Origin of the sequence: Streptomyces sp. NBC_00557, assembly GCF_036345995.1 — a bacterium.
Lineage (GTDB): Bacteria > Actinomycetota > Actinomycetes > Streptomycetales > Streptomycetaceae > Streptomyces.
This window is the reverse complement of the sequence record NZ_CP107796.1, coordinates 966518-989128: the sequence shown is the minus strand read 5'-3', so window position 1 is coordinate 989128 and position 22611 is coordinate 966518. Positions and strand designations below refer to the sequence as shown.

Here is a 22611-nt window from a genome sequence, read left to right as displayed (position 1 = left end):
ACTCGCCTGCCAGACAGAACAAGGACGGACCCCTCGTGAGACGTCGTCTGATCGCCCTGGTGTGTGTCGCCTGTTCCCTCCTGAGCGCCTGCGGGATGCTCCCCGGCGGGCACGAGCGGAAGACCGTGACCGTGTGGCTCATGAAGGACAGCGCCTCCGCGGACTTCCTCAGGCGCTTCACCGCCGACTTCGAACGCACCCACAAGGACCTGCGCCTGGACATCCGCATCCAGCAGTGGACCGGCATCGTCGACAAGGTCCGCGCCGTGCTCGAGGACCGCTCCGGCCACGCGCCCGACGTCATCGAGGTCGGCAACACCCAGGTGCCGCTGTACGCCGACGGCGGCAAGCTCGCCGACCTCACCCTGGAGTCGATGCGCGACTGGGGCAAGGACACGTGGCTGCCCGCCCTCGCCGGCCCCGGCAGGGACGCCGACGGGCAGTACGGCATCCCCTGGTACGCGGCCAACCGCGTCGTCATCTACCGAAAGGACCTGTTCGAGCGGGCCGGCATCACCCGCCCGCCACGGACCCGCGAAGAGTGGCTCGCCGACACCGGGAAGCTGAACTCGGGCGGCGACCAGGGCATCTACCTCGCCGGTCAGGACTGGTACACCCTGTCGGGGTTCATCTGGGACGAGGGCGGCGACCTCGCGCGGCGCGAGGACCACCGGTGGCAGGGCGCCCTCGACAGCCCGGCCGCGCTGCGCGGCATGGACTTCTACCGGCGGCTGCAGGCGCTGGGCCGGGGCCCGGTCGGGGCCGACGAGGAACACCCGCCCCAGGCCGGGGTGTTCGCGGCCGGCAAGGTGGCCCAGATCATCGCCGTCCCCGGGCTCGCCCAGACGATCGTGCGGCAGAACCCGGACCTGAAGGGCAGGCTCGGCTACTTCCCGGTGCCGGGCAAGACCGCCGCACGGCCCGGCACCGTGTTCACCGGCGGCTCCGACCTCGTCGTCCCGGCCGCCACCAAGGACCAGTTCGCCGCGACCGCCGTCGTCGGAGCCCTCGTCGGCGCCAAGTGGGACACCGAACTCGCCCGCACCATGAACTACGTGCCCAACAAGACCACGCTGGCGGGCGCGGTCGCGGGAGAGGAGGGGGTCGCCGCCATGGCCGCGGGCGCGGCTCAGGGCCGGGCGACCCCCAGCACCCCTCAGTGGGCCGACGTCGAGGCCGACAACCCGATCAAGGAGTACATGACCCGGGTGCTCCAGGGCGCGGACCCGGCGACAGAGGCCCGCCGGGCCTCCGCGAAGATCACCGGGGAACTCGCGCCGGACGTCTGAGCCGGCGTCCGGGTCACCGCACCACGCTCAGCGACAGCGCGAAGCGCCCCTGCGCGTCCGTCCACCAGTGGGTCAACTCGAGCCCAGCGACGGACAGTTCCGCGGACACGCCCTCCTTGCGGAACTTCGCCGACACCTCGGTGCGCAGTTCCTCGCCGGCCGCGAAGTCCACGGCCAGATCCAGCGCGGGCACCTTCACGGTCTGCGCGATGCGGGAGCGCAGCCGCATCTCGATCCACTCGCGCTCGGCGTCCCAGAGGGCCACATGGTCGAAGGCGTCCGGATCGAAGTCGGCGCCCAGCTCCCGGTCGATCACGGCCAGCACGTTCTTGTTGAACTCCGCCGTCACCCCGGCCGCGTCGTCGTATGCCCTGACCAGCACCCGCGCGTCCTTGACCAGGTCCGTGCCGAGCAGCAGCCCGTCGCCGGGTGCGAGCAGCGACCGGACGGAGGCGAGGAACCCGGCGCGTTCGGCGGGCAGCAGGTTGCCGATCGTGCCGCCGAGGAAGGCCAGCAGCCGGGGTCCGGGGGTCGCGGGCAGGGCCAGCGGGGCGGTGAAGTCGGCGATCAGCGCGTGCACCTCCAGGTCCGGGCGTTCCGCGACGAGCGCCTTGCCGGCCTGGGTGAGGGCGCTCTCGCTGACGTCGACCGGGACGTACGCCGCGGGCGCGAGCGCGTCGAGGAGGAAGCGGGTCTTCTCCGAGGAGCCCGAGCCGAGTTCGATCAGCGTGCGGGCGCCGCTCGCCGCGGCGATCTCGCCGGACCGGCCGGCGAGGATCTCCCGCTCGGCGCGGGTGGGGTAGTACTCGGGCAGCTCGGTGATCTGCTCGAACAGCTCGCTGCCGCGGGCGTCGTAGAACCACTTGGGCGGCAGCCACTTGGGCTGGGCGGTGAGGCCGGCCAGGACGTCGGCGCGCAGTGCGGCGTCCGTCGCGTCCTCGGGGAGTGTGCGGGTGACGTGCAGGGGGCTCACGTACAGGGCTCCTTCGATGATGGGGGCGTCACCGCTCGAGCGGAGTCGAGAGTGGGGGAGGACGCCGGATCCTCCAGCGGTGCGAGCAGCACGCCGGCGCGGCTCGCGGTGAGGACGGTGCGGTCGGGGACCTCCTGCCAGAGCGGGTCGTCGTCGTAGGGCTCGGAGGCGACGACCGTGCTCCGGCCGGGCTCCGTGCGGTACCAGAGCGTGTCGCCCCAGGCGGTGGCGGCGATCGTCGCGCCGTCCGTCAGCAGCAGGTTGAGCCGTGAGGCCGGGGCGGCCCCGGCCAGTTGGCGAACCGTTTCGCCGAGGGCTTCCCCGAGGTCGTCGCCGCGGCGCAGCCGGTGCAGCACCAGGGCCCAGACGAACGCCGAGTCGGTGCGGGCCTGCAGCGACAGCAGGTCGACCGGAGGCAGCAGGGACACCAGCGGGGCCACCGAGTCCGGCCAGCCCGCGAGGGCGCCGTTGTGGCTGAACAGCCACCGGCCCGAGGCGAAGGGCGCCGCGGCGGCCTCGGCGTCCGCGCCCGCGAGCGTCGCGTCCCGTACGGCGGCCAGCACGGCGCCGGAGCGCACCACCCGGGCCAGGTCGGCGAAGGACAGGTCCGCCCAGATCGGCCCGGCCCGCCGGTAGCGGGCCGGGACCGGGTCGTCGGGGGCGTACCAGCCGACCCCGAACCCGTCGGCGTTGACGGTGCCGTAGCGCTGCCGCCGGGGCGCCCACGACTGGCGCAGCAGGCTGTGCTCTGGCTCGGTCAGGACCTGCCCGAGTGGCACCTCGGGCCCCAGGTATGCCAGGTGACGGCACATCAGACGGCCTCCGAGCGGGCGGTGCGGAACCCGGAGAAGATCTGCCGCCGGATCGGGTAGTCCCAGTTGCGGAACGTGCCCCGGCAGGCCACCGGGTCCACGGCGAACGAGCCGCCGCGCAGCACCTTGTACTCGGGCCCGAAGAACACCTCCGAGTACTCCTTGTACGGGAAGGCCCGGAAGCCCGGGTACGGCAGGAAGTCGCTCGCCGTCCACTCCCACACGTCCCCGATCAACTGCCGTACGCCGAGCGGGGACTCGCCGGCGGGGTAGCTGCCGGCGGGCGCCGGCCTGAGGTGCCGCTGGCCCAGGTTGGCGTGCTCCGGCGCCGGGTCGGCGTCGCCCCACGGGTAGCGCATGGAGCGGCCGGTGGCCGGGTCGTGCCGGGCGGCCTTCTCCCACTCCGCCTCGGTGGGCAGCCGGCGCCCGGCCCAGCGGGCGTAGGCGTCGGCCTCGTACCAGCACACGTGCAGCACCGGCTCGTCCGGCGGGACCGCCTCGGTGATCCCGAAGCGGCGCCGCAGCCAGCGGTCGCCGTCCCGCCGCCAGAACAGCGGCGCGGTGATCGCGTGCTGCTTGATGTGCGCCCAGCCCTCCGGCGTCCACCAGCGCTCGGTGTCGTAGCCGCCGTCCTCGATGAACGCCTGGTACGCCCCGTTCGTCACCGGCGTGGTGTCGATCCAGAACGGGGCCACCTCCCGGACGTGCGCCGGGCGTTCGTTGTCCAGCGCCCACGGCTCGGTGGCGGTGCCCATGGTGAACGGGCCGCCGGGCACCAGGACTTCGGCCGGACCGGTGAACAGCGGGGCCGGTGCCGGGTCCGGTGCGGTCAGGGCCTGCGGGCCCTTGCGGAGCTGATGGGTGATCAGCATCGTCTCGTCGTGCTGCTGTTCGTGCTGGGCGATCATCCCGAACGCGAATCCGGCCTCGGTCAGCCGGGTGCCGTGGAAGTCCGCCTTCTCCAGCAGGTCCATGACCCGGCCGCGCACCTCGGCGGCGTAGTGCCGGGCCTCGCCGGGCGGCAGCAGCGGCAGCGAGGGCCGCTCGGCGCGCGGGTGCTCGAACGCGTCGTACAGGGTGTCGATCTCGGGCCGCATGGGGTCACGGCCGCCGACCGTCCGCAGCAGCCACAGCTCCTCCTGGTTGCCGATGTGCGCGAGGTCCCACACCAGCGGGGACATCAGCGGCGAGTGCTGTGCGGTCAGGTCGGGTTCCTCGACGCAGGTGGTCAGCAGCGTGGTGCGGTCACGGGCGGCGGTCAGGGAGGCCAGCACCCGTTCGCGCAGCGTCTCGCTGTCCGCCTCGGTCGTCGCGGTGTCGGTCTCGGGGCCGGTCATGTGCGGATGTCCTTCCTCCCGTGGGCGGTGCGGCCGGGCCGGTTCCCGGGGGTCCTCCGGCCGGCCGTCCCGTCGAGCAGATCGTCGGCCGGGCAGCGGCCCCGCGCGACATAGCGGTCCCGGTACGCGGCCACCGCGCCGGTCACCTCGGCGGTGGCGCCGAGCCGGGGCAGGGCGTCCAGCGCCGCCGCGAAGCACACGGCGGCGGTCTCGCGCAGCTCCGGGTCGGCCAGACCGAGCCGGGCCGCGTCGGTCCACAGCGGGTTGTGCGGGGCGGGCAGGTTCAGGGCCCGCTCCGCGAGGCGTTTCACGCTCCGGTACGCCGTCTCCGCGGCCGCCGGGTCGTCGAACAGCGCCGCCGTCACCGCGAGCGGCACGATCCAGCCGTCGTCGCCGGGCTGCGCGTCGATCATCCGCAGCTCCAGGTGGCCGCGCGGCCGGACCGGCGGGAACAGGGTGGTCAGGTGGTAGTCCAGGTCCGCCCGGGTGGGCGGCCGGGGCGAGCGGGAACGGGTCCACTCCCGGAAGGTGAGCCCCTCGGGCACCTCCCACGGCCCGCTGTCCTGCCGTACGCACATGACCGGCGAGTCCAGCACGTGCCGCGCCCAGGCGGCTCGCGGGTCGCCGTCCAGCGGGGGAGCACCCGCACGGCCGGCGCCGATCTCCATCCACATCAGCTGCCGGGTGGACATCCAGCCCGTGGGCTCGTGGCCGAGCAGCGGGGAGTTGGCGAACGCGGCGACCAGCACCGCCCCCAGCTGATGGGCCAGCCACCAGCGGCGCCGGTGCCCGAGCGGGCCCGGCTCCTCGTGGCCGGCGTCCACGCACACCTGCACGGAGGCCGAGGCGCACATCATGTGCCGGCCCGCGGGACCGGTGCGGTCCAGGCAGGTCTCCATGGCGTCGTAGCGGGGCTCGCGCAGGAACCTGCGCGGGGTGTGCCAGGGGTCGTGGCCGATGCCGACCAGACCGAGTCCGTGCTCCGCGAGGACGGCGCGTACGGCGTCCAGGTCGGCGGAGACGGTGGCGACGCACTCCATCAGGGAGGCGGCGGGCGGCGAGCTCAGCTCCAGCTGGCCGCCGGGTTCGACGGTGAGCGGCGAGCGCAGGGGCACCGCCCGCAGCGCCGCGTACGCCGCCGCGAGTCGTTCGGGTGTCACGGGGAGCTGCGGCATCCGCAGCTCGTGGACCAGCCACTCCAGTTCGACACCGAGCGCGCGCGGTGGTCCTGTCTTGAAGCAGATGCCCCTGACCAGGGCCTCCACCTCGGCCTCGGTGACGGCGCTCCGGTGGTGCGTACAGTCGCCACCGTCACTCTGTGAATCGGACATGTAGGGATCCTCCTGAGATTCCACCATGTCGCCGGCCCGGTTCGTACGTGGGGCCGGGCAGGCGCGCGTTCCACCCAAGACCCTCGAGCCGCTCGGCACAAGGGTGCCCGTCCGGACGTTCGGGTTCGGTCATCTCTCTTTCCGTAGGCGTTCTCCGGTCGTTCCGGGGGCGGGAAACTCCGTTGCACCGCATCACCAGCATCACTCAGGATGCGTGCATGAGCACGACGGGGGAGATCGCGCGGGCCGCGCCCATGGCGCCCACGGGGGTGGCGCCATGAGCGCGCGCCTGCGTGCTGTCGCGGCCGAGACAGAGGAGATCGTGGCGGCGGGCGGCTATCGCGCGCCGGACGGCCGGTGGGTGTCCCTGGCCGCGTGGACCGAGGCCGCACGGACCGGCACCCGGATCTTCGGCCCGGAACCGGTGCCGCTACGGCAAACGGGTGGATCCGGCGCCGGGGCGTTCGCCGGAGCCTGTGCAGGGTCCGCCGCCGGGACCGTCTTCGAGGTCACCGGGGAGAGCAGCCTGGAGGCCGCCCGCCGGCTGTCCGGCGCGCCGGTCGCCGTGCTGAACTTCGCCTCGGCCCGCAATCCCGGCGGCGGCTATCTCAACGGCGCCCAGGCCCAGGAGGAGGCCCTTTGCCGCGCCTCCGCGCTGCACACCTGCCTGCTGACGGCCCGTGCCTTCTACGACCACCACCGCGCCCACCGCGACCCGTTCTACACCGACCGGGTGATCCACTCACCGGCCGTCCCCGTCTTCCGCGACGACCGGGGCCGGCTGCTGGCCGAGCCGTACCTCGCCGGCTTCCTCACCGCCGCCGCCCCGAACGCGGGCGTCGTACGGCGCTCCGCACCGGAGCGCGTCGCCGGCCTGCCCGGCGCCCTCGCGGCGCGGGCCGAGCGGGTGCTGGAGACGGCCGCCGCCCACGGCTACGGCCGGCTGGTGCTCGGCGCCTGGGGCTGCGGGGTGTTCCGGAACGACCCGGCACAGGTCGCGGGCGCGTTCCGGGCGCTGCTCGGCCCCGGCGGCCGGTTCGCCGGGGCCTTCGGGCACGTGGTGTTCGGGGTGCTGGACCGGACACCGGGAGCGGTGGTGCGGGAGGCGTTCGCCCGCGCGTTCCCGGAGGCGCGGGGTCGCACGGCGGGCGCGCCGTACGCCGGTCAGGTCCAGCCGTAGCGCTCGTGCAGCCGCTGCCGGACGAGGTTGAACCGCATCCGGTCCAGCGCGCACGCCTCCCGGCGCATGCCCTCCTCGTGCAGCCGCAGGACGCGGTCCACGTCCACCCAGGAGTCCCGGCCCGACCGGTCCCACGGCCCGCTGCCGATGGCCACCCACTCCCGGTCCCCGTCGTGCCGCTTGCTGGACAGCTGTACGGCGAGGAACGTGCCGGCCGCCTCCCGGGCGACGACCAGCACCGGACGGTCCTTGCCCCGGCCGTCGTTCTCCTCGAACGGCACCCAGGTCCACACGATCTCGCCGGGGTCCGGGTCGCCGTCGTGGGCGGGGGAGTACTCGGTGCGCACCCGGCCGACCCGGCGCGGGTCGGCCTCGGTGGTCGCGTGCGGGCCGTACCGGCCGGGGACGTTCTCATCGGTAAACGTGGTCACGGGGGGCACCCTAATGGGTGACGCGTGACGGGCAAGGCCCGCCTGCCGTGGATGGATTGGTCCGGCGCGGGCGTGACGGCGTGGCCGTCAGGGACGGTGCGTACCGGCGCCGTCGGCCAGGTGGCGGTGCGTACCGGCACCGTCCGTCAGGCGCCGGGGTGGGTGCCGATCTGCAGGCCCGGGCGGCGCTGATGGACGGTCACATAGGTCAGTCCCGCAGCGCCCGCGCTGATGCTGCGGGTCGCGGCACTGACCGCCCTGGGCATCGCCCTGCTCACGGTGTGACGGCGCGCCACCGCTCACGGTGTGACGGCGCTGCACGCACCGGCTCCGGGCGCGCCGTGAACCCGGCGCCGGCCGGTCAGGCGGCCCGCGTGGTGCGCGCGGACTCCGGCGGCCACCGCTCGTGCCAGCGCAGCTCCGACTCCAACTGGGCGGCGACGGACACCAGCAGCGGTTCGCTGTGGGCGGGTCCGAGGAGCTGGGCGCCCACGGGCAGACCATCGCCGACGAACCCGGCCGGCACGTTCACGCCCGGCCAGCCCAGCACGTTCCACGGCCAGGCGTACGGACAGGCGGCGATCATCGCGCGGTCCGTGGCCGGCCCGCGCAGCCGGTACAGGGCGCCGATCCGGGGCGGGGGAGCGGCCGTCGTGGGCGCGAGGATCACGTCGTACGAGGCGAAGAAGCGGCCGATCCGCCGGTGCAGCACCGCCTCCGCGCGCCGGGCCGCGCGCAGCGGGGCCCCGCCGAGCAGCCGGCCGAGCCGGGCCGCGTCCCGGGTCCGCCGGTCGAGCAGCGCCGGGTCGGGCACGTCCCGGACCCACTCGGCGATCCCCGCGGTGGCCCGCGGCACGAACGTCAGCCCGATCTGCCCGTAGGGCGGATCGGCCTCCTCCACCTCGTGCCCCAACCGCGCCAGTTCCTCGGCCAGTTCGGTGACCCGGGCGAGGATCTCCGGGTGCGGCCGGGCCCGTACGGCGGTGAACGGCGGCTTCAGGGACAGGGCGATCCGCAGCCGGCCCGGATCGCGGCCCACCGCGTCCGCCACCGTCAGCGCGGGCGGCCGGTGCGGATCGCGTGCGTGGTTGCCGCTCGCCGCGTCCAGCAGCAGCGCCGCGTCGGCGACCGTCCGGGCGAGGGTGCCGTTGACCGTGATGCCCTGGAAGGACTCGCCGCGCGGCCAGGTGGAGATCCGGCCGCGCTGGGGCTTGATGCCGATCAGCCCGGTCCACGCGGCCGGGATGCGCACCGATCCGGCGCCGTCGGAGCCGAGCGCCGCGGGCACGAGTCCGGCCGCCACGGCCGCGGCCGAGCCCCCGGACGAACCGCCCGGCGTGTGCCCGGTGTGCCAGGGATTGCGGGTGTTCCCGAACGCCGGTCCCTCGGTGAACGGCCACTGCCCCAGCTCGCAGGTGTTCGTCTTGCCGACGATCACGGCGCCGGCCGCGCGCAGCCGCCGCACTGCCTCCCCGTCCTCGGCGGCCGCGGGGAAGACGCCCGCGCAGCCGAACGCGGTCGGTTCCCCGGCCACGTCCATGTCGTCCTTCACCGCGACCGGCACGCCGAGCAGCGGGCGCCGCGTCCCGGCGGCCAGCTCCCGGTCGGCGGCGTCCGCCTCGGCGAGCGCGGCCTCGGCCCGTACGATCCGGAACGCGTTCAGCGTCGCCTGCGTCGCCTCGATCCGGGCCAGCGCCCGTTCCACCAGCGCACGGGAGGTCACCTCCCCGGCGGCGAGCGCACGGCGGGTCTCCACGAGACCGGCGGAACGGTCGTACGTCATGGGCGCGGCCTCCGGGAGCCTGCGGAGCGATGTCCTACCGAACGGTAACGTCGGATTCGGGCGCGCGTACGGGGTTCGGCCGGATTGCTGTGGACGAAGGTGCACAGGCGGCGCGCCCCGCGGTCCGCGCACCGGCCCGCGCACCGAGGTGCCGCACCAGCCCCAGCCCGGTCAGCAGCGCGAGCAGAGCGCACACCCCCGGCCAGCCGCACCACCCGTAGGCGCGGGCGCCGAGCCAGGAGCCCAGGCTGCCGCCCAGGTAGGCGCAGGTCATGTAGGCCGTGTTCAGGCGGCTGCGGGCGTCCGCGGCGAGGGCGTAGACGCGCACCTGGTTGGCGACCATGCCGGACTGCATGCCGACGTCCAGCAGCAGCGTGCCCGTCACCAGCGACAGCAGGCCGGGGGCGCGGCCGAGGGCACCGGGCAGGAGCACGGCCGCGGAGGCGAGGACCGTCAGGAAGCAGACCAGGTTCACCGCGTCGGCGCCGTGCCGGTCCACGAGCCGGCCCGCGACCGGGGTGACGAGCATGGTCACCGCGTTGACCAGCGCGAGCAGCCCGACCGCGTCCGCGCCGAACCCGTACACCGGGCCCGTCAGCAGCAGCGCCACCCCGGTCCACACGGCGGAGAACCCGGCGAACACCGTCGCCTGGTACCACGAGGAGCGGCGCAGGGCCGGTTCGGCGCAGAGCAGGCGGACGGGCTCGGACACCAGGCGCGGGTAGCGCTGCCGGGACGGCGGTGCGCCCGCCGGCAGGGCCCGCGCCAGGAGCAGCGCCACCGCCAGGGTGAGCAGGGCCGCCAGCGCGTACGGCGCCCGCCAGCCCAGCCGGTCGCCGAGGGCGCCGCCGGCCGTGCGGGAGAGCAGCATGCCCGCGAGGGCCCCGCTCAGCAGCGTGCCGCCGACCGCGCCGCGCCGCTCGGCCGGGACGAGCCCGGCCGCCAGCGGGCCGGCCAGCGGGGCGATCACCGTGCTCGCCCCGGCCAGCACGCTCGCGGCCAGCAGCGGGGGCAGCGCGGGCGAGGCGGCGGCGGCGCCGAGGGCGGCGCCGGTCACGGTGAGCAGGGTGGCCAGCAGGCGGCGCGGCGGCAGCCGGTCGCCGAGGGGGACGAGCAGGAAGACGCCCGCCGCGTAACCGAACTGGGTCGCCGTCACCACCGCGGCCGCCGCGCCGGAGGAGACGCCGAGGCCCGTGGCCACGAGCGGGGCCACTGCCTGCGGGAAGTACACGTTGCCGACCGCGACCCCGCAGGCCAGGGCCAGCAGGGCGACGAGCCGCGGAGTACGCTGCGCGGTGTGGTGATCCGTGTGCCGATCCGTCATGTGCCGAAGTCCACGCCCCGCGCGGGCGGTTGGCGAACGATGTAGGCGGGGGCTGAATGATCAGCTTCCGGCTCGGGGCCGACGACCTCGCCGACACCCGGTTCGCGGTCTCCCCGCTGAGCCAGCTGATGGAGAGCCTGCGCGTGCTGCGCGCCCCGGCCCTGCACCCCCTGCACCGCGGCTGGCGCCGTACGGTGCTCGCCGCTCTCGACCCGGCCGACCTGCCCCTGCTGTCCGCCCTGGTCGGCCCCACGCTCGCCCTGCCCGACTTCCTGACGCCCCGGCCCACCGCGTACACGGCGACGCTGGAGGAGGAACTGGCCGTCGTACGGGCCACGCCCCCTGATGTCGTACGGCTCGACCTGCGCGCCGCGCACGCCCCGCGCCCGCTCCCCGCCGCACTGCGGCAGGCCGGCGCGCCCGGTGACGGCCCCGTCCTCGAACTCCTCGACGCCCTCTGCGCGTTGCTGCACCGCTACTGGCGCACGGCCCTGCTGCCGTACTGGCCGCGGATCCGGCTCGTGCTGGAGGCGGACATCACCCACCGTGCGGGACAGCTGGCCACCGGTGGCGCGCGGTCGCTGTTCGCCGGGCTGCACCCCAACCTCGGCTGGCGGGACGGCGTCCTGACCATCGACAAGATGATCGGCCGGCACGCGGTCGACGGCGCCGGGCGGGGGCTGCGGCTGGTCCCCTCGGTGTTCGCGCACAAGCCGGCGCCTCCGGTCAGCGCCGACGCGCCGCCCATGCTCGCCTATCCGGGCCGGGGCACCGCGACCCTGTGGGAACCGGAACCCGCCCCCGACGCCTCCGCGCTCACCGCCCTGCTCGGCGCGCCGCGGACCACCCTGCTGCGGCTGCTCGCGGAACCCCTGCCCACGGTGGAACTGGCCCGCCGGCTGGGCGTGACCCCGAGCGCCGTCTCCCAGCACCTGCGGGTCCTGTACGGCACGGGGCTGGTGACCCGCGCCCGCGACGGCCGCAGGGTGCTGTACCGGCGCAGCGCGCTGGCCGAGACGCTGGTGTCGGGCGGGCCGCCCGTGCGCCCTTGACGCCGGGGACGCGCCTTTGACGCCGGGCAGCGCGCCTTTGACGCCGGGCACGCGCAAAGGGGCCGGACGGATCCGGCCCCTTTCGTGGCGGGTACGGCTCAGGCGGCCGCGGCCTCGCCCACGTTGCCGTGCAGACGCGCGACGACCTCGGTCAGCTGGGCGGCGACCTCCGCGTCGTCGGCCGGGTGGGTCTCGGCGAAGCGGGTCATCGAGCCCGGGATGGACAGCTTGATGTCCTCGATCACCTTGCCGCCGGCGATGCCGACGGCCTTGCGGGCCTCGTCCTGCGCCCACACGCCGCCGTACTGGCCGAACGCGGTGCCGATGACGGCGACGGGCTTGCCGCCGAAGGCGCCGGCGCCGTACGGACGGGACAGCCAGTCGATGGCGTTCTTCAGGACGGCCGGGATGGTGCCGTTGTACTCGGGGGAGAACAGCAGGAAGGCGTCGGCGGCCTGGGCGGCCTCGCGCAGCTTGGCGGCGGCGGCCGGGACGCTGCCCTCGACGTCGATGTCCTCGTTGTAGAAGGGGATGTCGGCCAGGCCCTCGAACAGCACGACGTCGGCGCCCTCGGGAGCGAGCTTGACGGCCGCCTCGGCGAGCTGGCGGTTGTGGGAGCCGGCGCGGAGGCTGCCGACGAGCGCGAGGATGCGAACAGACATGGGGGTCTCCAGGGGTGCTGAAACGTCGCCGTATACGATCCGGACCGGGGTCCGGTTAAGTTTGTATCACTCTAACCGGACCGCGGTCCAGTTTTGTTCCCGATGCTTTACGCTGTCTTCATGTCCAGCGCCCTGCCCCCCTTTCCGCCACCTCAGGAGCCCCTTGACGCCCCTCAGTTGCTCGAGGTGGGCGCGGGGCCCGAGGAGCCGTGCCTGCGGGCCGACGCGGCGCGCAACCGGGCCAGGCTGCTGGAGGCCGCCGCCCGGCTGATCGCCGAGCACGGCGTGGCCGGGGTCACCATGGAGGCGGTGGCGGCGGCGGCCCAGGTGGGCAAGGGGACGGTGTTCCGCCGGTTCGGCGACCGCACGGGACTGCTGATGGCCCTGCTGGACCACTCGGACCGCAAGCTGCAGGCCGACTTCCTGTCCGGGCCGCCGCCGCTCGGGCCCGGGGCGCCGCCCCTGGACCGGCTCAGGGCGTTCGGCGTCGCGGTGCTGTACCGCTCGGTCGAGCGGCTCGACCTGCAGCTGGCCGCGCAGACGGAACCGACCCGCCGGTTCTCCCACCCCGCGGTCACCGCACTGCGCACGCACGTCACGATGCTGCTGCGGCAGATCGTGCCGGACGCCGACTGCGAACTGCTCGCGCAGACCCTGCTGAACTCCCTCGACCCAGCGCTGATCCACCACCAGACCAGGCAGTGCGGCATGCCCATGCGGCGGCTGGAGGCCGGCTGGATCGACCTGGTCGCCCGCGTGACCCGCACGGACCCCCCGCGCTGAGCACCCCCGACCGGCACCGGCTGCGCCGGGAGCGGGCAGAGACCGCCGCATGGCTTCCTCGCCCGAGCACCGGCCGGGCGCCATCGCCCTGGTGGGTGCCGTGAGGATCGGTCGTCCGGCTGTCTCGGTCGAGCACCGGCCGGCCGTAATCGCCCCGGTGGGTGCCGTGAGAGACGGCCGTCCCGCTGCTTCAGCGGAGCGCTGGCCGGGCGCCATCGCCCCGGTGTGCGCGGCGCTGGGGTCCGCGTGGGCGCACCGGGGCGCTCCGGCCGTCGGCGCCCGGGCGTTCCGCCGGGCCCGTCAGCCGTCGTGGCCCGTGAACATGTCGAGCAGTCCCTGCGGGGCGTCCGCGCGGAACAGCAGCCCGGCGCTGTGCGCCGACTGAGCCGCGGAGGCCTGCGCACGCGCGAACATCCGCTCCTCGTAGGCGGTCAGCGCGGCCTCCGTGTCCCCGGGGTGGACGGCCAGGGCGAGCCCCAGCTCGGCGCCGTCGAGCAGGGCCAGATTGGCGCCCTCGCCCGCGAACGGCGACATCAGATGGGCCGCGTCCCCGAGCAGCGTGACGCCCGGCACCCGGTCCCAGCGGTGGCCGACCGGCAGGGCGTGGATCCGCCGGGGCACCAGCGCCCCGTCGGCGTCGGCGACCAGGGCCCGCAGGCTCTCGTCCCAGCCGTCGAACTCCTTCAGCACCGCCGCCTTCGCCGTCTCGGTGTCGCCGAAGTCGATGCCGTCCAGCCAGTCCTCCGGCGCCTCGACGGCCGCGTACACATGCAGGCTGCCGTCGGTCTCGCGGTGCGCGAGAAAGCCCCGGCCCGCGCCCAGCGCGAAGAGCATCCCGCCGCCGACGACCGCCGCGCTCGCCGGATGGCGCCGGTCCGCGTCCAGCAGGTCCGCCTCGACGAAGGACACGCCCGTGTACGCCGGCCGGGCGGTGGCGAGCAGCGGGCGGATCCGGGACCAGGCGCCGTCCGCGCCGACCAGCAGGCCGGTGGTGAAGGCCGTGCCGTCCGCGAGCGTCACCTCGTGCCGGCCGCCGCCCAGCGGGCGCGCGCCGGTGACCTTGGCGCCCCAGCGGACCGTGCCCTCCGGCAGCGAGCCGAGCAGCAGCTCGCGCAGGTCGCCGCGGTCGATCTCGGGCCGGCCGCCGGAGCCGTCGTCCTCCTCGGCGAGCCGCACGGCCGCGTGCCGGTCCAGGACCCGCACGGCCTGGCCGCCGGGGTGGACGCGCTCGAGGAACTGCTCGTGCAGTCCGGCGGCGCGCAGGGCCTCCTGACCGGAGTCGTCGTGGATGTCCAGCATGCCGCCCTGGGTCCGGGCGCCCGGCGAGGGGTCCAGGTCGAACAGGGCGGCCTCGATGCCGTGCACGTGCAGGACACGGGCGAGCGCCAGCGCGCCGAGCCCGGCGCCGACGACGGTTATCGGGTGGTGGTGGCTGGTGGTCATGGGTTCTCCCGGTCGGGTCGGTCGGGTACGGCGGTGCGCTCGATGCCGGTGATCAAGGTCTGGAAGGCCCACGACAGGCGGGCCTCGGGGGTGCCGGAGAGCAGAACGCCGGCGCTCGCGGCGATGTGCGGATGGGTGTCGGACGGGGCCTCGTGCAGGGCGCGGGTCAGCGCCTGCCAGTCGCCGGTGGACTCCTCCCCGGCGTGTTCGGCGGCGGTCGCGGTGGCGTGCTGCAGCAGCAGGTCCACGCCCCAGGCCGCCTGTGCGCGCGGCACTCCGCCCGCGTGGAGGAGGTCCAGCAGGGTCTCGATGAGGCGCAGGTAGTTCGGCCCGCTGGGCCGTGCGGTCAGCGCGGAGCGGGCAAGGCTCGGATGCTCCAGCAGCATCGCGGTGTAGGCGACGAGCACCTTCTCCAGCCGCTCCCGCCAGTCACCCTCGGCGGGGGCGGGGCCGACGGTGCCGAGCAGCTCGTCGAGGACGGCGGCGTGCAGCTCGTCGGTGCTGCGGACGTAGACGTACAGCGAGGCCGGACCGGTGTCCAGTTCCTGTGCCAGCCGCCGCATGGTCACCTTGCGCAGTCCTTCCGCGCGCAGGATCGCCACGGCGGCCGCGACGATGCCCTCGCGGGTCAGGGCGGGCTTGGCGGGACGTTCGCGCCGGGAGCGGGGAGAAGCGGTCACGAACCCACCGTACCGAACATGTTCGTTGCGAACAAGTTCGTGACGAACGTGTTCGTCGAGCGCATCCGCGCGCCGAAGCCCCCGAGCTGGTCGAACGGTGAACCACGTCGCCCCGCCGCGGCCCGCTCCCCGCCGCTCTGCCAAGATGCGGTCTGTCATGGTGCAGATACCGAACCCGCCCACGAGTGCCGACGTGGCCCGCCTGGCGGGCGTCTCGCGCGCGACCGTGTCCTACGTGCTGAACAACACCAGCGCCGTACGGATCAGCGAACCGACGCGCCGGCGTGTGCGCGAGGCCGCGCGGGAGCTGGGGTACGTCCCGCACGCCGCCGCCCGCAGCCTGCGCGCCGGACACAGCCGAATGGTCCTCATGCCCGCCCCGGCGATCCCGGCCGGCCCGCTCTACAGTGCGTTCCTCAACGAACTGCAGTGGGCGCTCGGCCGGCTCGACTACACCGTCGTGCAGTACGGCAGCGTCGGCCTGCGGGGCGACGAAGCCGCCCGCGCCTGGGCGGAGTTGCGCCCCGTCGCCGTTCTCGTGCCCGGCGCGGACCTCGGGCCGCAGGGCGTCGGCGTCCTCAAGCGCTCCGGCGCCCGGGCCGTGGTCACCCTCGGTCCTGGCCGGGTCGACGGCGCGCACGCCCTGCTGATGGACCACGACGCCGTCGGCCAGTGCGCGGGCGCCCATCTGTACGCGCGCGGCCGGCGCCGCATCGGTGTCGTGGTGCCCGAAGAACCGGGTCTCCAGGCCTACTCGCGGCCCCGGCTCGCCGGTGTGCGCCAGGCGCTGCGCGGCACGGACGCCTCGGTGACCGAGCTGCCGCTCGCGTACACGGAGGAGTCCGCGGCGCAACTCGCCGGGCGGTGGCGGGAGTCGGGGCTGGACGCGGTGTTCGCCTACAACGACGAGTACGCGATGCTGCTGATGCGCGCCCTGCAGGACGAGGGCCTGCGCATCCCCGAGGACGTGGCGGTGATCGGCGCCGACGACCTGATGCTCGGCCGGCTGCTGCGGCCCCGCCTGAGCACGGTGCACATCGCACTGCCCTCGGGCCGCGACCTCGCCGAACTGGTCGACCGGGCGGTCCGCGACCCCGGCGCCGAACCGGAGACGCACCCGGTCCTGGGCGCCTCGGTGGTGCCGCGCGAGTCCACCTGAGGGCCTGGTGTGCGCCGGGGGAGGGTGTCCGGCGTGAGCGGGGTACCCCTCCGGTGGAAGCGGGTTCGGCACCACTGTTGGTTTTGTGCTCAACCAAATAGGGTCGGGGGAGCCGTTCCGTACCGCCCGGCGACCGATCGGAGAGCCGTATGCCGCTGCTCGACCCGAAGGCCTGGCAGGCCCGCAGCCTGGCCGGACCCGCCCACACCGTCACCGAGCCCGCCACCGGGGAGGCGCTCGGCACCGTCGCTCTCGCCGCTCCCGAGGACGTGGCCGGCGCCGCGCGAGCCGCCCGTGCCGCCCAGGCCGGCTGGGCCCGCACCCCGCACTTCCAGCGTGCGGAGGTGCTGCGCCGGGCGGGGGACCTGTTCCGCGAACACGCCGGTGAGCTGCGCGAGTGGCTCGTGCGCGAGTCCGGATCCGTCCCGGGCAAGGCGGACTTCGAACTGCACGTGGCCGCCCAGGAGTGCTACGAGGCCGCCGCCCTCGCCTCCCGCCCCACCGGCCAGGTGCTGCCGAGCGAGGCGCCCCGGCTGTCGTACACCCGCCGGGTGCCGGCCGGGGTGGTGGGTGTGATCTCCCCGTTCAACGCGCCGCTCATCCTGTCCATCCGGTCCGTCGCGCCGGCCCTCGCGCTCGGCAACGCCGTCGTCCTCAAGCCCGATCCGCGCACCGTCGTCTGCGGCGGCCTCGCCCTCGCCGCGGTCTTCGCGGCGGCGGGACTGCCCGAGGACCTGCTGCAGGTGCTGCCCGGCGGCGCCGAGACGGGTGCCGCGCTGGTCGAGGACCCGCTGGTGCCCGTCATCTCCTTCACCGGGTCCACCGCGGCGGGCCGCGCCGTCGGCGAGGCGGCCGGCCGCCACCTCAAGCGCGCCCATCTGGAACTCGGCGGGAACTCGGCCCTGATCGTGCTGGAGGACGCCGACCTCGACGCCGTGATCTCCACGGCGGCCTGGGGATCCTTCTTCCACCAGGGCCAGATCTGCATGACGACCGGCCGCCATCTCGTCCATGCCTCGCTGTACGACGAGTACGTCGAACGGCTCGCCGCCAAGGCGGACTCGCTGGCCGTCGGCGACCCGCACCGCGAGCAGGTCCACCTCGGCCCGGTCATCGACGCCGGACAGCTCGCCAAGATCGACGGCCTGGTCCGGGAGAGCACCGCCCGGGGCGCGAAACTCGTCGCGGGCGGCACCCATGAACGGCTCTTCTACCGGCCGACCGTGCTCGCCGACACCGGCGAGCACACCCCGGCCTACACCGAGGAGGTCTTCGGCCCGGTCGCCCCGGTCCGCTCCTTCACCACCGCCGACGAGGCGGCGGCGCTCGCCGCGGACAGCCCCTACGGCCTGTCCCTCGGCATCGTCAGCCGGGACACCGCGCGCGCCCTCGACCTCGCCGAACGGATCCCGACCGGCATCGTCCACGTCAACGACCAGACCGTGAACGACGAGGCGGTCGCCCCGTTCGGCGGCGTCGCCGCGTCCGGCACCGGCGCCCGCTTCGGCGGCGAGGCCAACCTGGAGGCGTTCACCGAGCTGCGCTGGACGACCGTACGCGGCGACGTGGCGCCGTACCCGTTCTAGGGTCCCGCAGGGGCTACCGGGCCGCGCCCCCCTGGTCCTGCTGGGTCGCGATGCTCTTGCGGACCTCGTCCATGTCCAGGTTCCGGGCCTGCCCGATGAGGTCCGTCAGCGCGGCCTCGGGCAGGGCGCCCGGCTGGGCGTAGACGGCGACCTTGTCGCGGACGATCATCAGCGTCGGGATCGACTGGATGCCGAAGGCCTGCGCCAGCTCCGGCTGGGCCTCGGTGTCCACCTTGCCGAAGACGAGGTCCGGGTTCTCCTCCGCGGCCTTCTCGTACACCGGTGCGAACTGGCGGCACGGCCCGCACCATTCGGCCCAGAAGTCGATCAGCACGAAGTCGTTGTCGGTGACCGTCTGGTCGAAGTTGTCCTTGGTCAGCTCCACGGTGCTGCTGCTCATGGCCGAGTCCCTCTTCCTGGTGTGGGGTGTGCCGACGGCGGAAACACGGCCGCCGGGCCGCCTATTCCACACGCGCACGTCTGTCGTCGGGCGCGCGTACCCATGTGGCCGTCGCGCACACCACCCACCAGACTGACCCCATGACGGAAACGGAATCCATCGCGTACGACGTCGTGGTGCTCGGGGCCGGGCCCGTGGGGGAGAACGTCGCCGACCGCACCCGCGCGGCCGGTCTCACCACCGCGATCGTGGAGAGCGAACTGGTCGGCGGCGAGTGCTCCTACTGGGCGTGCATGCCGAGCAAGGCGCTGCTCCGGCCGGTGATCGCCCAGGCGGACGCCCGCCGCCTGCCCGGTCTCGCCCCCTCGGTCCAGGGCCCGCTCGGCACCCCGGCCGTCCTCGCCCGACGGGACGAGTACACCTCCCACTGGAAGGACGACGGCCAGGTCTCCTGGGTGAACGGCATCGGGGCCGAGCTGTACCGCGGCCACGGCCGGCTCGCCGGTCCCCGCACGGTCACCGTGACCGCGCCCGACGGCACCGTGACCACCCTCACCGCGCGGCACGCCGTGGCCGTCGCCACCGGCACCCGCGCCCAGCTGCCCGACCTGCCCGGCCTCGCGGAGGTCGAGCCGTGGACCAGCCGGGAGGCGACCAGTGCCAAGGCCGCCCCGGACCGGCTCATCGTCGTCGGCGGAGGGGTCGTCGCCACCGAGATGGCCACCGCCTGGCAGGCCCTCGGCTCCCGGGTGACCCTGCTGGTGCGCGGCAAGGGGCTGCTGAACCGCATGGAGCCGTTCGCCGGGGAACTGGTCGCCGCGGCCCTCACAGAGGCGGGCGCCGACATCCGCACCGGCACCTCCGTGGAGTCCGTCACCCGCGAGAACGGCACGGTCGTCGCCGTCACCTCCGCGGGCGACCGGCTGGAGGCCGACGAGATCCTCTTCGCCACCGGCCGCGTCCCGCACACCGACGACATCGGCCTCGACACCGTCGGCCTGGAACCCGGTTCCTGGCTGGACGTCGACGACACCCTCCGCGTCACCGGCACCGACTGGCTGTACGCGGTCGGCGACGTCAACCACCGTGCCCTGCTCACCCATCAGGGCAAGTACCAGGCCCGTGTCGCCGGCGCCGCCATCGCCGCCCGCGCGGCCGGCGACCCGGTGCCGGACGAGCCGTGGGGCGCGCACATGGCCACCGCCGACCACCACGCCGTACCGCAGGTGGTCTTCACCGACCCGGAGGCCGCCGCGGTCGGCCTGTCCCTCGCCGAGGCCGAGCAGGCCGGCCACCGGGTCCGCGCCGTCGACGTCGAGTTCTCCGCCGTCGCGGGCGCCGGGCTGTACGGCGACGGCTACAAGGGCCGCGCCCGCATGGTGGTCGACCTGGAGGACGAGATCCTGCGCGGCGTGACCTTCGTCGGCCCCGGCGTCGGCGAACTCATCCACTCGGCCACCGTCGCCGTCGCCGGCCGCGTCCCCGTCAGCCGCCTGTGGCACGCGGTCCCGTCGTACCCGACCCTGAGCGAGGTGTGGCTGCGACTGCTGGAGGCCTACCGCGACAACTGACGGCGAGGCCGGGGTGCGTCCGACGGGCTCCGGCCTCCCGGTGCGGTTCACCCACGAGGGCCGAGGCGAGGCGGCGCAGCCAGGGCGGTGCGAAGCCGGCTAGGGCAGGGTGAAGCCGAGTGCCTCGGCCGCCGCGTCCGGTGTCGGCCGGTTCCACAGGGCGGCGACCGCCTCGTTCGTGGACAGGGAGCGCAGTTCGGCCCGGTCCAGGTACAGCGTGCCGTCCAGGTGGTCCGTCTCGTGCTGGACGATCCGCGCGGGCCAGCCGCTGAACACCTCGTCCAGCGCGCGGCCGTGCTCGTCCTCGCCGCGCAGCCGGACCTCGGCGTGCCGGGCCACCACCGCCTGCCAGCCCGGCACGCTCAGACACCCCTCGAAAAACGCGGCACGCGCGGTGCCGACCGGCTCGTACACCGGGTTGACCAGCACCCGGAACGGCTGCGGGACCCGGCCCCGGGCCGCCGCGACCTCCTCGGGCACCGGCGCCGGATCCTCGATCACCGCGATCCTCAGCCCCACGCCGACCTGCGGCGCGGCGAGGCCCACGCCGGGCGCGGCGTGCATGGTGACGCGCAGGGCCTCGACGAAGCGGGCGAGCAGGGCGGGGCCGAGCTGGCCGTCGTACGGCTCGGCCCGGCGCCGCAGCACCGGCTGCCCGGCGGCGACGATGGGCAAGGGCCCGCCGGCGGCGAGGAGTTCCTCGACCCGCTCGGCGAGCGGTGCGTGATCACGGGGAGCTGCCATCGCCTCAGCATGCCATGCGTGAACGGCGTCCCCGGCACGGCCGCCGCGTCCGCGCGAGCGGGCCCGGCGTGAAGGCGCGGTCGGACCTGCGGCCCGTCCGCGCCTGCGCTCACCGTTCCGGGAAGTCGCCCGCAAGGGCCGAGGCGATGCGCAGATGCCGCTCCGCCTCCTCGTGCCGGGCCTGCCGCTGGAGCGTACGGCCCAGCATCAGCCGCGCGTAGTGCTCCACCGGGTCACGCTCGACGATGACCCGCAACTCCACTTCCGCCCGGCGCAGTTGAGCCGAGTGATAATAGGCGCGGGCCAGCAGCAGCCGCGGCCCGGTCTGCTCCGGCACCTCCTCGACCAGCCCGGTCAGCACCCGCGCCGCGCCCGCGTAGTCCTTGGCGTCGAAGAACTGCCGCGCGCGCTCCCAGCGCTCCGTCGGCGTGCCGTGGTCGTAGTACGCGGTCTCCCGTTGCGTCTCCACTCGTGACCTCCTTCGGCGGCCACAACCGAACGCATTCGTTGAATATTCCACCAACTGGGCTGCCGGGGCGCCGCCCGCTTGCGGGACGGCATGGTGGTTCCCTTCCGCCGGCCGGCGGGCGGTCCCCCGGGTGGGTCCCTCCGGCCCGCCGGCCCGCCACAACCGTGCCCGGCCGCCCCGGCCCGCCCCAACGGTCTCCGGCTGAATGCGGCTCGGACGGGATCCCTCGCCCCCGGCCGGCGCTGATGCCGGCCGGGGTGGGCACGCGGCGGGACGGCTGCCCGCACCGTTCGGGCCGTGCGCGAGGCGCGAGCCGGCCGTGCTCAGGCGCCGGCGGCCACCCGTGCGGCGAGGAAGTCCAGCAGGGCGGTGTCGAAGGACTCGGGCTGCTCGGCGCCCGGCAGGTGTCCCGCCTTCTCCACGACGGTGAGGGTGGCGTGCGGGACGAGACGGCGGATCGCCTCGGCGTCCGCGACCGGCGTGAAGACGTCGTCCGCTCCGACGACGATCAGCACCGGCGCCGTGACGGCCGCCAACGTGTCCCGGTAGTCGGGGCGTTCGGCCCGTCCCCGCAGGGCCGCCGCCGCGCCGCGCGGGTCGGTGGCCCGCATCATGCCCAGCACGCGCGCGGCGACGTCGGGCATCGCGGCGACGTTGTACGAGGCCAGCATCTTGTCGATCACCTCCTCCGCGTAGCCGTCCATCCCCTCGGCGAGGAGCCGGTCGGCCAGCCGGTTGCGGAACTCCTTGCCCTCCGCGGTCTCGGCGGGGGCGGAGGTGTCCGACAGGACGAGGGCGCTCACCCGGTGCGGGTGCCGGAGCTGGAACTCCATGCTGATCTGACCGCCCATCGAGACGCCGCCGACCACCGCCCGTTCGATGCCCAGATGGTCGAGGAGCGCGGCGAGATCGTCGGCGAAGTCGGCGAGGAGGACCTTGCCGGGGGTGACGCTGCTGCGGCCGTACCCGCGCAGGTCGGGGGTGATGGCCCGGTACCCGGCCTCGGCCAGTGCCATGGCCTGGGGCGCCCACAGGGTGCGGTCGAAGGGGTGCCCGTGGATCAGGAGGACCGGCAGCCCGCTCGACGGTCCCGCATCGTCGTAGTGGAGGGTGGCGCCCCGCAGGGTCACGGTCTTGGACTTGGACACACTGGCTCCATGATCGGCTGGTCGGCGGGCCGTGACAGCCTAGACCTTGCCCCCAGGGTCAAGGTCAACTCCCGCGACCGTGGCCCGCGGCCCGCAGCTCTGTCGTCTGCCGTCTCCGGCCCCGCAGCTCTTCCGCCTGCCGTCTGCCGTCCCTGGCCCGCAGCTCCATCGCCCGCCATCTGCCGCCCAAGGCTCGCCCTCTCGCCGTCGGGCGCCCATGACTCGCGGCCCCGCCCGCAGCCCGCAGCCCGCCGCCCGCGTCGGCTCTGCCACCTTCCGGCCGAATGGTCCGGCTTCTTGTCGTCTCCGCCGCCTCCACCGCAACCGGCCACGCCGTCGCCGTCCGGCGCCCGCAGCACCACCACCTTCCGCCTCGCCGTCCGCGGCCCCCCGGCTCCCCGGCCCCCGCCGAGCCCGTCGTCTTCCCCGGCGTCCGGGGGACGGCCGGTCGGGT

General features: G+C 74.8%; 22 protein-coding genes. 7 read left to right on the top strand and 15 right to left on the bottom strand.

The window, feature by feature from the left end:
• Positions 1-35 precede the first annotated feature (35 nt).
• Entirely contained in the window at positions 36-1289 is a 1254-nt protein-coding gene (locus OG956_RS03770) for an extracellular solute-binding protein (protein ID WP_330336485.1), read from the top strand.
• 13 nt (positions 1290-1302) lie between these two features.
• Here OG956_RS03770 and egtD read toward each other — a convergent pair whose 3' ends face one another.
• Genes egtD through egtA form a run of 4 tightly spaced genes read right to left on the bottom strand, consistent with a single transcriptional unit; the run spans position 1303 to position 5742 of the window.
• Entirely contained in the window at positions 1303-2262 is a 960-nt protein-coding gene (gene egtD / locus OG956_RS03765; protein ID WP_330336484.1) for an L-histidine N(alpha)-methyltransferase, read from the bottom strand.
• Positions 2259-3074 carry an ergothioneine biosynthesis protein EgtC gene (gene egtC / locus OG956_RS03760; RefSeq protein ID WP_330336483.1) on the bottom strand — a complete coding sequence of 272 codons (816 nt, stop codon included), beginning with the start codon at positions 3072-3074 and terminating at the stop codon, positions 2259-2261. Before egtC ends, egtD begins: the two co-directional genes overlap by 4 nt.
• Entirely contained in the window at positions 3074-4411 is a 1338-nt protein-coding gene (egtB, locus tag OG956_RS03755; RefSeq protein WP_330336482.1) for an ergothioneine biosynthesis protein EgtB, read from the bottom strand. The genes egtC and egtB overlap by 1 nt, the downstream gene beginning before the upstream one ends.
• Positions 4408-5742, bottom strand: coding sequence for an ergothioneine biosynthesis glutamate--cysteine ligase EgtA (gene egtA, locus OG956_RS03750; protein WP_330336481.1), 1335 nt, complete (start codon positions 5740-5742; stop codon positions 4408-4410). The genes egtB and egtA overlap by 4 nt, the downstream gene beginning before the upstream one ends.
• Positions 5743-6019: 277 nt before the next feature.
• Here egtA and OG956_RS03745 point away from each other — a divergent pair, with 277 nt between their 5' ends.
• Positions 6020-6922 carry a TIGR02452 family protein gene (locus OG956_RS03745; RefSeq protein WP_330336480.1) on the top strand — a complete coding sequence of 301 codons (903 nt, stop codon included), beginning with the start codon at positions 6020-6022 and terminating at the stop codon, positions 6920-6922.
• Here the strand turns inward: OG956_RS03745 and OG956_RS03740 are convergent.
• The 4 genes from OG956_RS03740 to OG956_RS03725 form a co-directional block, all read right to left on the bottom strand.
• Positions 6907-7353: a type II toxin-antitoxin system PemK/MazF family toxin gene (locus OG956_RS03740; protein WP_330336479.1), complete on the bottom strand. Its 447-nt coding sequence runs from the start codon at positions 7351-7353 to the stop codon at positions 6907-6909. The genes OG956_RS03745 and OG956_RS03740 overlap by 16 nt on opposite strands.
• A gap of 146 nt (positions 7354-7499) precedes the next feature.
• Complete coding sequence (locus OG956_RS03735) at positions 7500-7631, bottom strand: hypothetical protein (protein ID WP_330336478.1); 132 nt, start codon at positions 7629-7631, stop codon at positions 7500-7502.
• Positions 7632-7714: 83 nt separating this feature from the next.
• Positions 7715-9136 carry an amidase gene (locus OG956_RS03730; protein WP_330336477.1) on the bottom strand — a complete coding sequence of 474 codons (1422 nt, stop codon included), beginning with the start codon at positions 9134-9136 and terminating at the stop codon, positions 7715-7717.
• A gap of 34 nt (positions 9137-9170) precedes the next feature.
• Positions 9171-10460, bottom strand: coding sequence for an MFS transporter (locus OG956_RS03725; protein ID WP_330336476.1), 1290 nt, complete (start codon positions 10458-10460; stop codon positions 9171-9173).
• 56 nt (positions 10461-10516) lie between these two features.
• Here OG956_RS03725 and OG956_RS03720 point away from each other — a divergent pair, with 56 nt between their 5' ends.
• Positions 10517-11512, top strand: coding sequence for an ArsR/SmtB family transcription factor (locus OG956_RS03720; RefSeq protein WP_330336475.1), 996 nt, complete (start codon positions 10517-10519; stop codon positions 11510-11512).
• A 98-nt stretch (positions 11513-11610) separates the two neighbouring features.
• On the opposite strand, the gene OG956_RS03715 is transcribed toward OG956_RS03720, so the two are convergent.
• Positions 11611-12174 (bottom strand): NAD(P)H-dependent oxidoreductase, encoded by a 564-nt coding sequence (locus tag OG956_RS03715; protein WP_330336474.1) that lies wholly within the window; start codon positions 12172-12174, stop codon positions 11611-11613.
• A 102-nt stretch (positions 12175-12276) separates the two neighbouring features.
• On the opposite strand from OG956_RS03715, the gene OG956_RS03710 reads away from it, so the two are divergent.
• Positions 12277-12957 (top strand): TetR/AcrR family transcriptional regulator, encoded by a 681-nt coding sequence (locus OG956_RS03710; RefSeq protein WP_330336473.1) that lies wholly within the window; start codon positions 12277-12279, stop codon positions 12955-12957.
• A 300-nt stretch (positions 12958-13257) separates the two neighbouring features.
• Here the strand turns inward: OG956_RS03710 and OG956_RS03705 are convergent, their stop codons facing one another.
• Positions 13258-14400: an FAD-dependent oxidoreductase gene (locus OG956_RS03705; RefSeq protein WP_330336472.1), complete on the bottom strand. Its 1143-nt coding sequence runs from the start codon at positions 14398-14400 to the stop codon at positions 13258-13260.
• Complete coding sequence (locus OG956_RS03700) at positions 14397-15080, bottom strand: TetR/AcrR family transcriptional regulator (protein WP_330336471.1); 684 nt, start codon at positions 15078-15080, stop codon at positions 14397-14399. The genes OG956_RS03705 and OG956_RS03700 overlap by 4 nt, the downstream gene beginning before the upstream one ends.
• A 157-nt stretch (positions 15081-15237) precedes the next feature.
• Here OG956_RS03700 and OG956_RS03695 point away from each other — a divergent pair, with 157 nt between their 5' ends.
• Together OG956_RS03695 and OG956_RS03690 are read left to right on the top strand one after the other, a co-directional pair.
• Positions 15238-16239 carry a LacI family DNA-binding transcriptional regulator gene (locus tag OG956_RS03695; protein ID WP_330336470.1) on the top strand — a complete coding sequence of 334 codons (1002 nt, stop codon included), beginning with the start codon at positions 15238-15240 and terminating at the stop codon, positions 16237-16239.
• A gap of 149 nt (positions 16240-16388) precedes the next feature.
• Positions 16389-17825, top strand: a complete 1437-nt coding sequence (locus OG956_RS03690; RefSeq protein ID WP_330336469.1) for an aldehyde dehydrogenase family protein — start codon at positions 16389-16391, stop codon at positions 17823-17825.
• A gap of 13 nt (positions 17826-17838) precedes the next feature.
• Here OG956_RS03690 and trxA read toward each other — a convergent pair whose 3' ends face one another.
• Positions 17839-18225, bottom strand: a complete 387-nt coding sequence (trxA, locus tag OG956_RS03685; RefSeq protein ID WP_330336468.1) for a thioredoxin — start codon at positions 18223-18225, stop codon at positions 17839-17841.
• Between the two features lie 140 nt (positions 18226-18365).
• Between trxA and OG956_RS03680 the strand changes: the two genes are divergently transcribed.
• Positions 18366-19796 (top strand): dihydrolipoyl dehydrogenase family protein, encoded by a 1431-nt coding sequence (locus tag OG956_RS03680; protein WP_330336467.1) that lies wholly within the window; start codon positions 18366-18368, stop codon positions 19794-19796.
• A gap of 99 nt (positions 19797-19895) precedes the next feature.
• On the opposite strand, the gene OG956_RS03675 is transcribed toward OG956_RS03680, so the two are convergent.
• From OG956_RS03675 to OG956_RS03665, 3 genes are all read right to left on the bottom strand, one after another.
• The gene (locus OG956_RS03675; protein ID WP_330336466.1) at positions 19896-20540 is read right to left on the bottom strand and encodes a peptide deformylase; all 645 of its coding nucleotides are present in this window, start codon (positions 20538-20540) and stop codon (positions 19896-19898) included.
• Between the two features lie 109 nt (positions 20541-20649).
• The gene (locus tag OG956_RS03670; protein ID WP_330336465.1) at positions 20650-21009 is read right to left on the bottom strand and encodes a tetratricopeptide repeat protein; all 360 of its coding nucleotides are present in this window, start codon (positions 21007-21009) and stop codon (positions 20650-20652) included.
• Between the two features lie 323 nt (positions 21010-21332).
• Entirely contained in the window at positions 21333-22157 is an 825-nt protein-coding gene (locus tag OG956_RS03665) for an alpha/beta fold hydrolase (protein ID WP_330336464.1), read from the bottom strand.
• Between the last annotated feature and the right edge of the window lie 454 nt (positions 22158-22611).

Coding starts and splice junctions, on each gene's coding strand:
- egtB (WP_330336482.1), bottom strand. CDS start 4,411: ATGACCGGCCCCGAGACCGACACCGCGACGACCGAGGCGGACAGCGAG.
- OG956_RS03680 (WP_330336467.1), top strand. CDS start 18,366: ATGACGGAAACGGAATCCATCGCGTACGACGTCGTGGTGCTCGGGGCC.
- OG956_RS03705 (WP_330336472.1), bottom strand. CDS start 14,400: ATGACCACCAGCCACCACCACCCGATAACCGTCGTCGGCGCCGGGCTC.
- OG956_RS03720 (WP_330336475.1), top strand. CDS start 10,517: ATGATCAGCTTCCGGCTCGGGGCCGACGACCTCGCCGACACCCGGTTC.
- OG956_RS03725 (WP_330336476.1), bottom strand. CDS start 10,460: ATGACGGATCGGCACACGGATCACCACACCGCGCAGCGTACTCCGCGG.
- OG956_RS03730 (WP_330336477.1), bottom strand. CDS start 9,136: ATGACGTACGACCGTTCCGCCGGTCTCGTGGAGACCCGCCGTGCGCTC.
- OG956_RS03695 (WP_330336470.1), top strand. CDS start 15,238: ATGGTGCAGATACCGAACCCGCCCACGAGTGCCGACGTGGCCCGCCTG.
- trxA (WP_330336468.1), bottom strand. CDS start 18,225: ATGAGCAGCAGCACCGTGGAGCTGACCAAGGACAACTTCGACCAGACG.
- egtC (WP_330336483.1), bottom strand. CDS start 3,074: ATGTGCCGTCACCTGGCATACCTGGGGCCCGAGGTGCCACTCGGGCAG.
- OG956_RS03690 (WP_330336469.1), top strand. CDS start 16,389: ATGCCGCTGCTCGACCCGAAGGCCTGGCAGGCCCGCAGCCTGGCCGGA.
- OG956_RS03715 (WP_330336474.1), bottom strand. CDS start 12,174: ATGTCTGTTCGCATCCTCGCGCTCGTCGGCAGCCTCCGCGCCGGCTCC.
- OG956_RS03710 (WP_330336473.1), top strand. CDS start 12,277: ATGCTTTACGCTGTCTTCATGTCCAGCGCCCTGCCCCCCTTTCCGCCA.
- egtA (WP_330336481.1), bottom strand. CDS start 5,742: ATGTCCGATTCACAGAGTGACGGTGGCGACTGTACGCACCACCGGAGC.
- OG956_RS03675 (WP_330336466.1), bottom strand. CDS start 20,540: ATGGCAGCTCCCCGTGATCACGCACCGCTCGCCGAGCGGGTCGAGGAA.
- OG956_RS03745 (WP_330336480.1), top strand. CDS start 6,020: ATGAGCGCGCGCCTGCGTGCTGTCGCGGCCGAGACAGAGGAGATCGTG.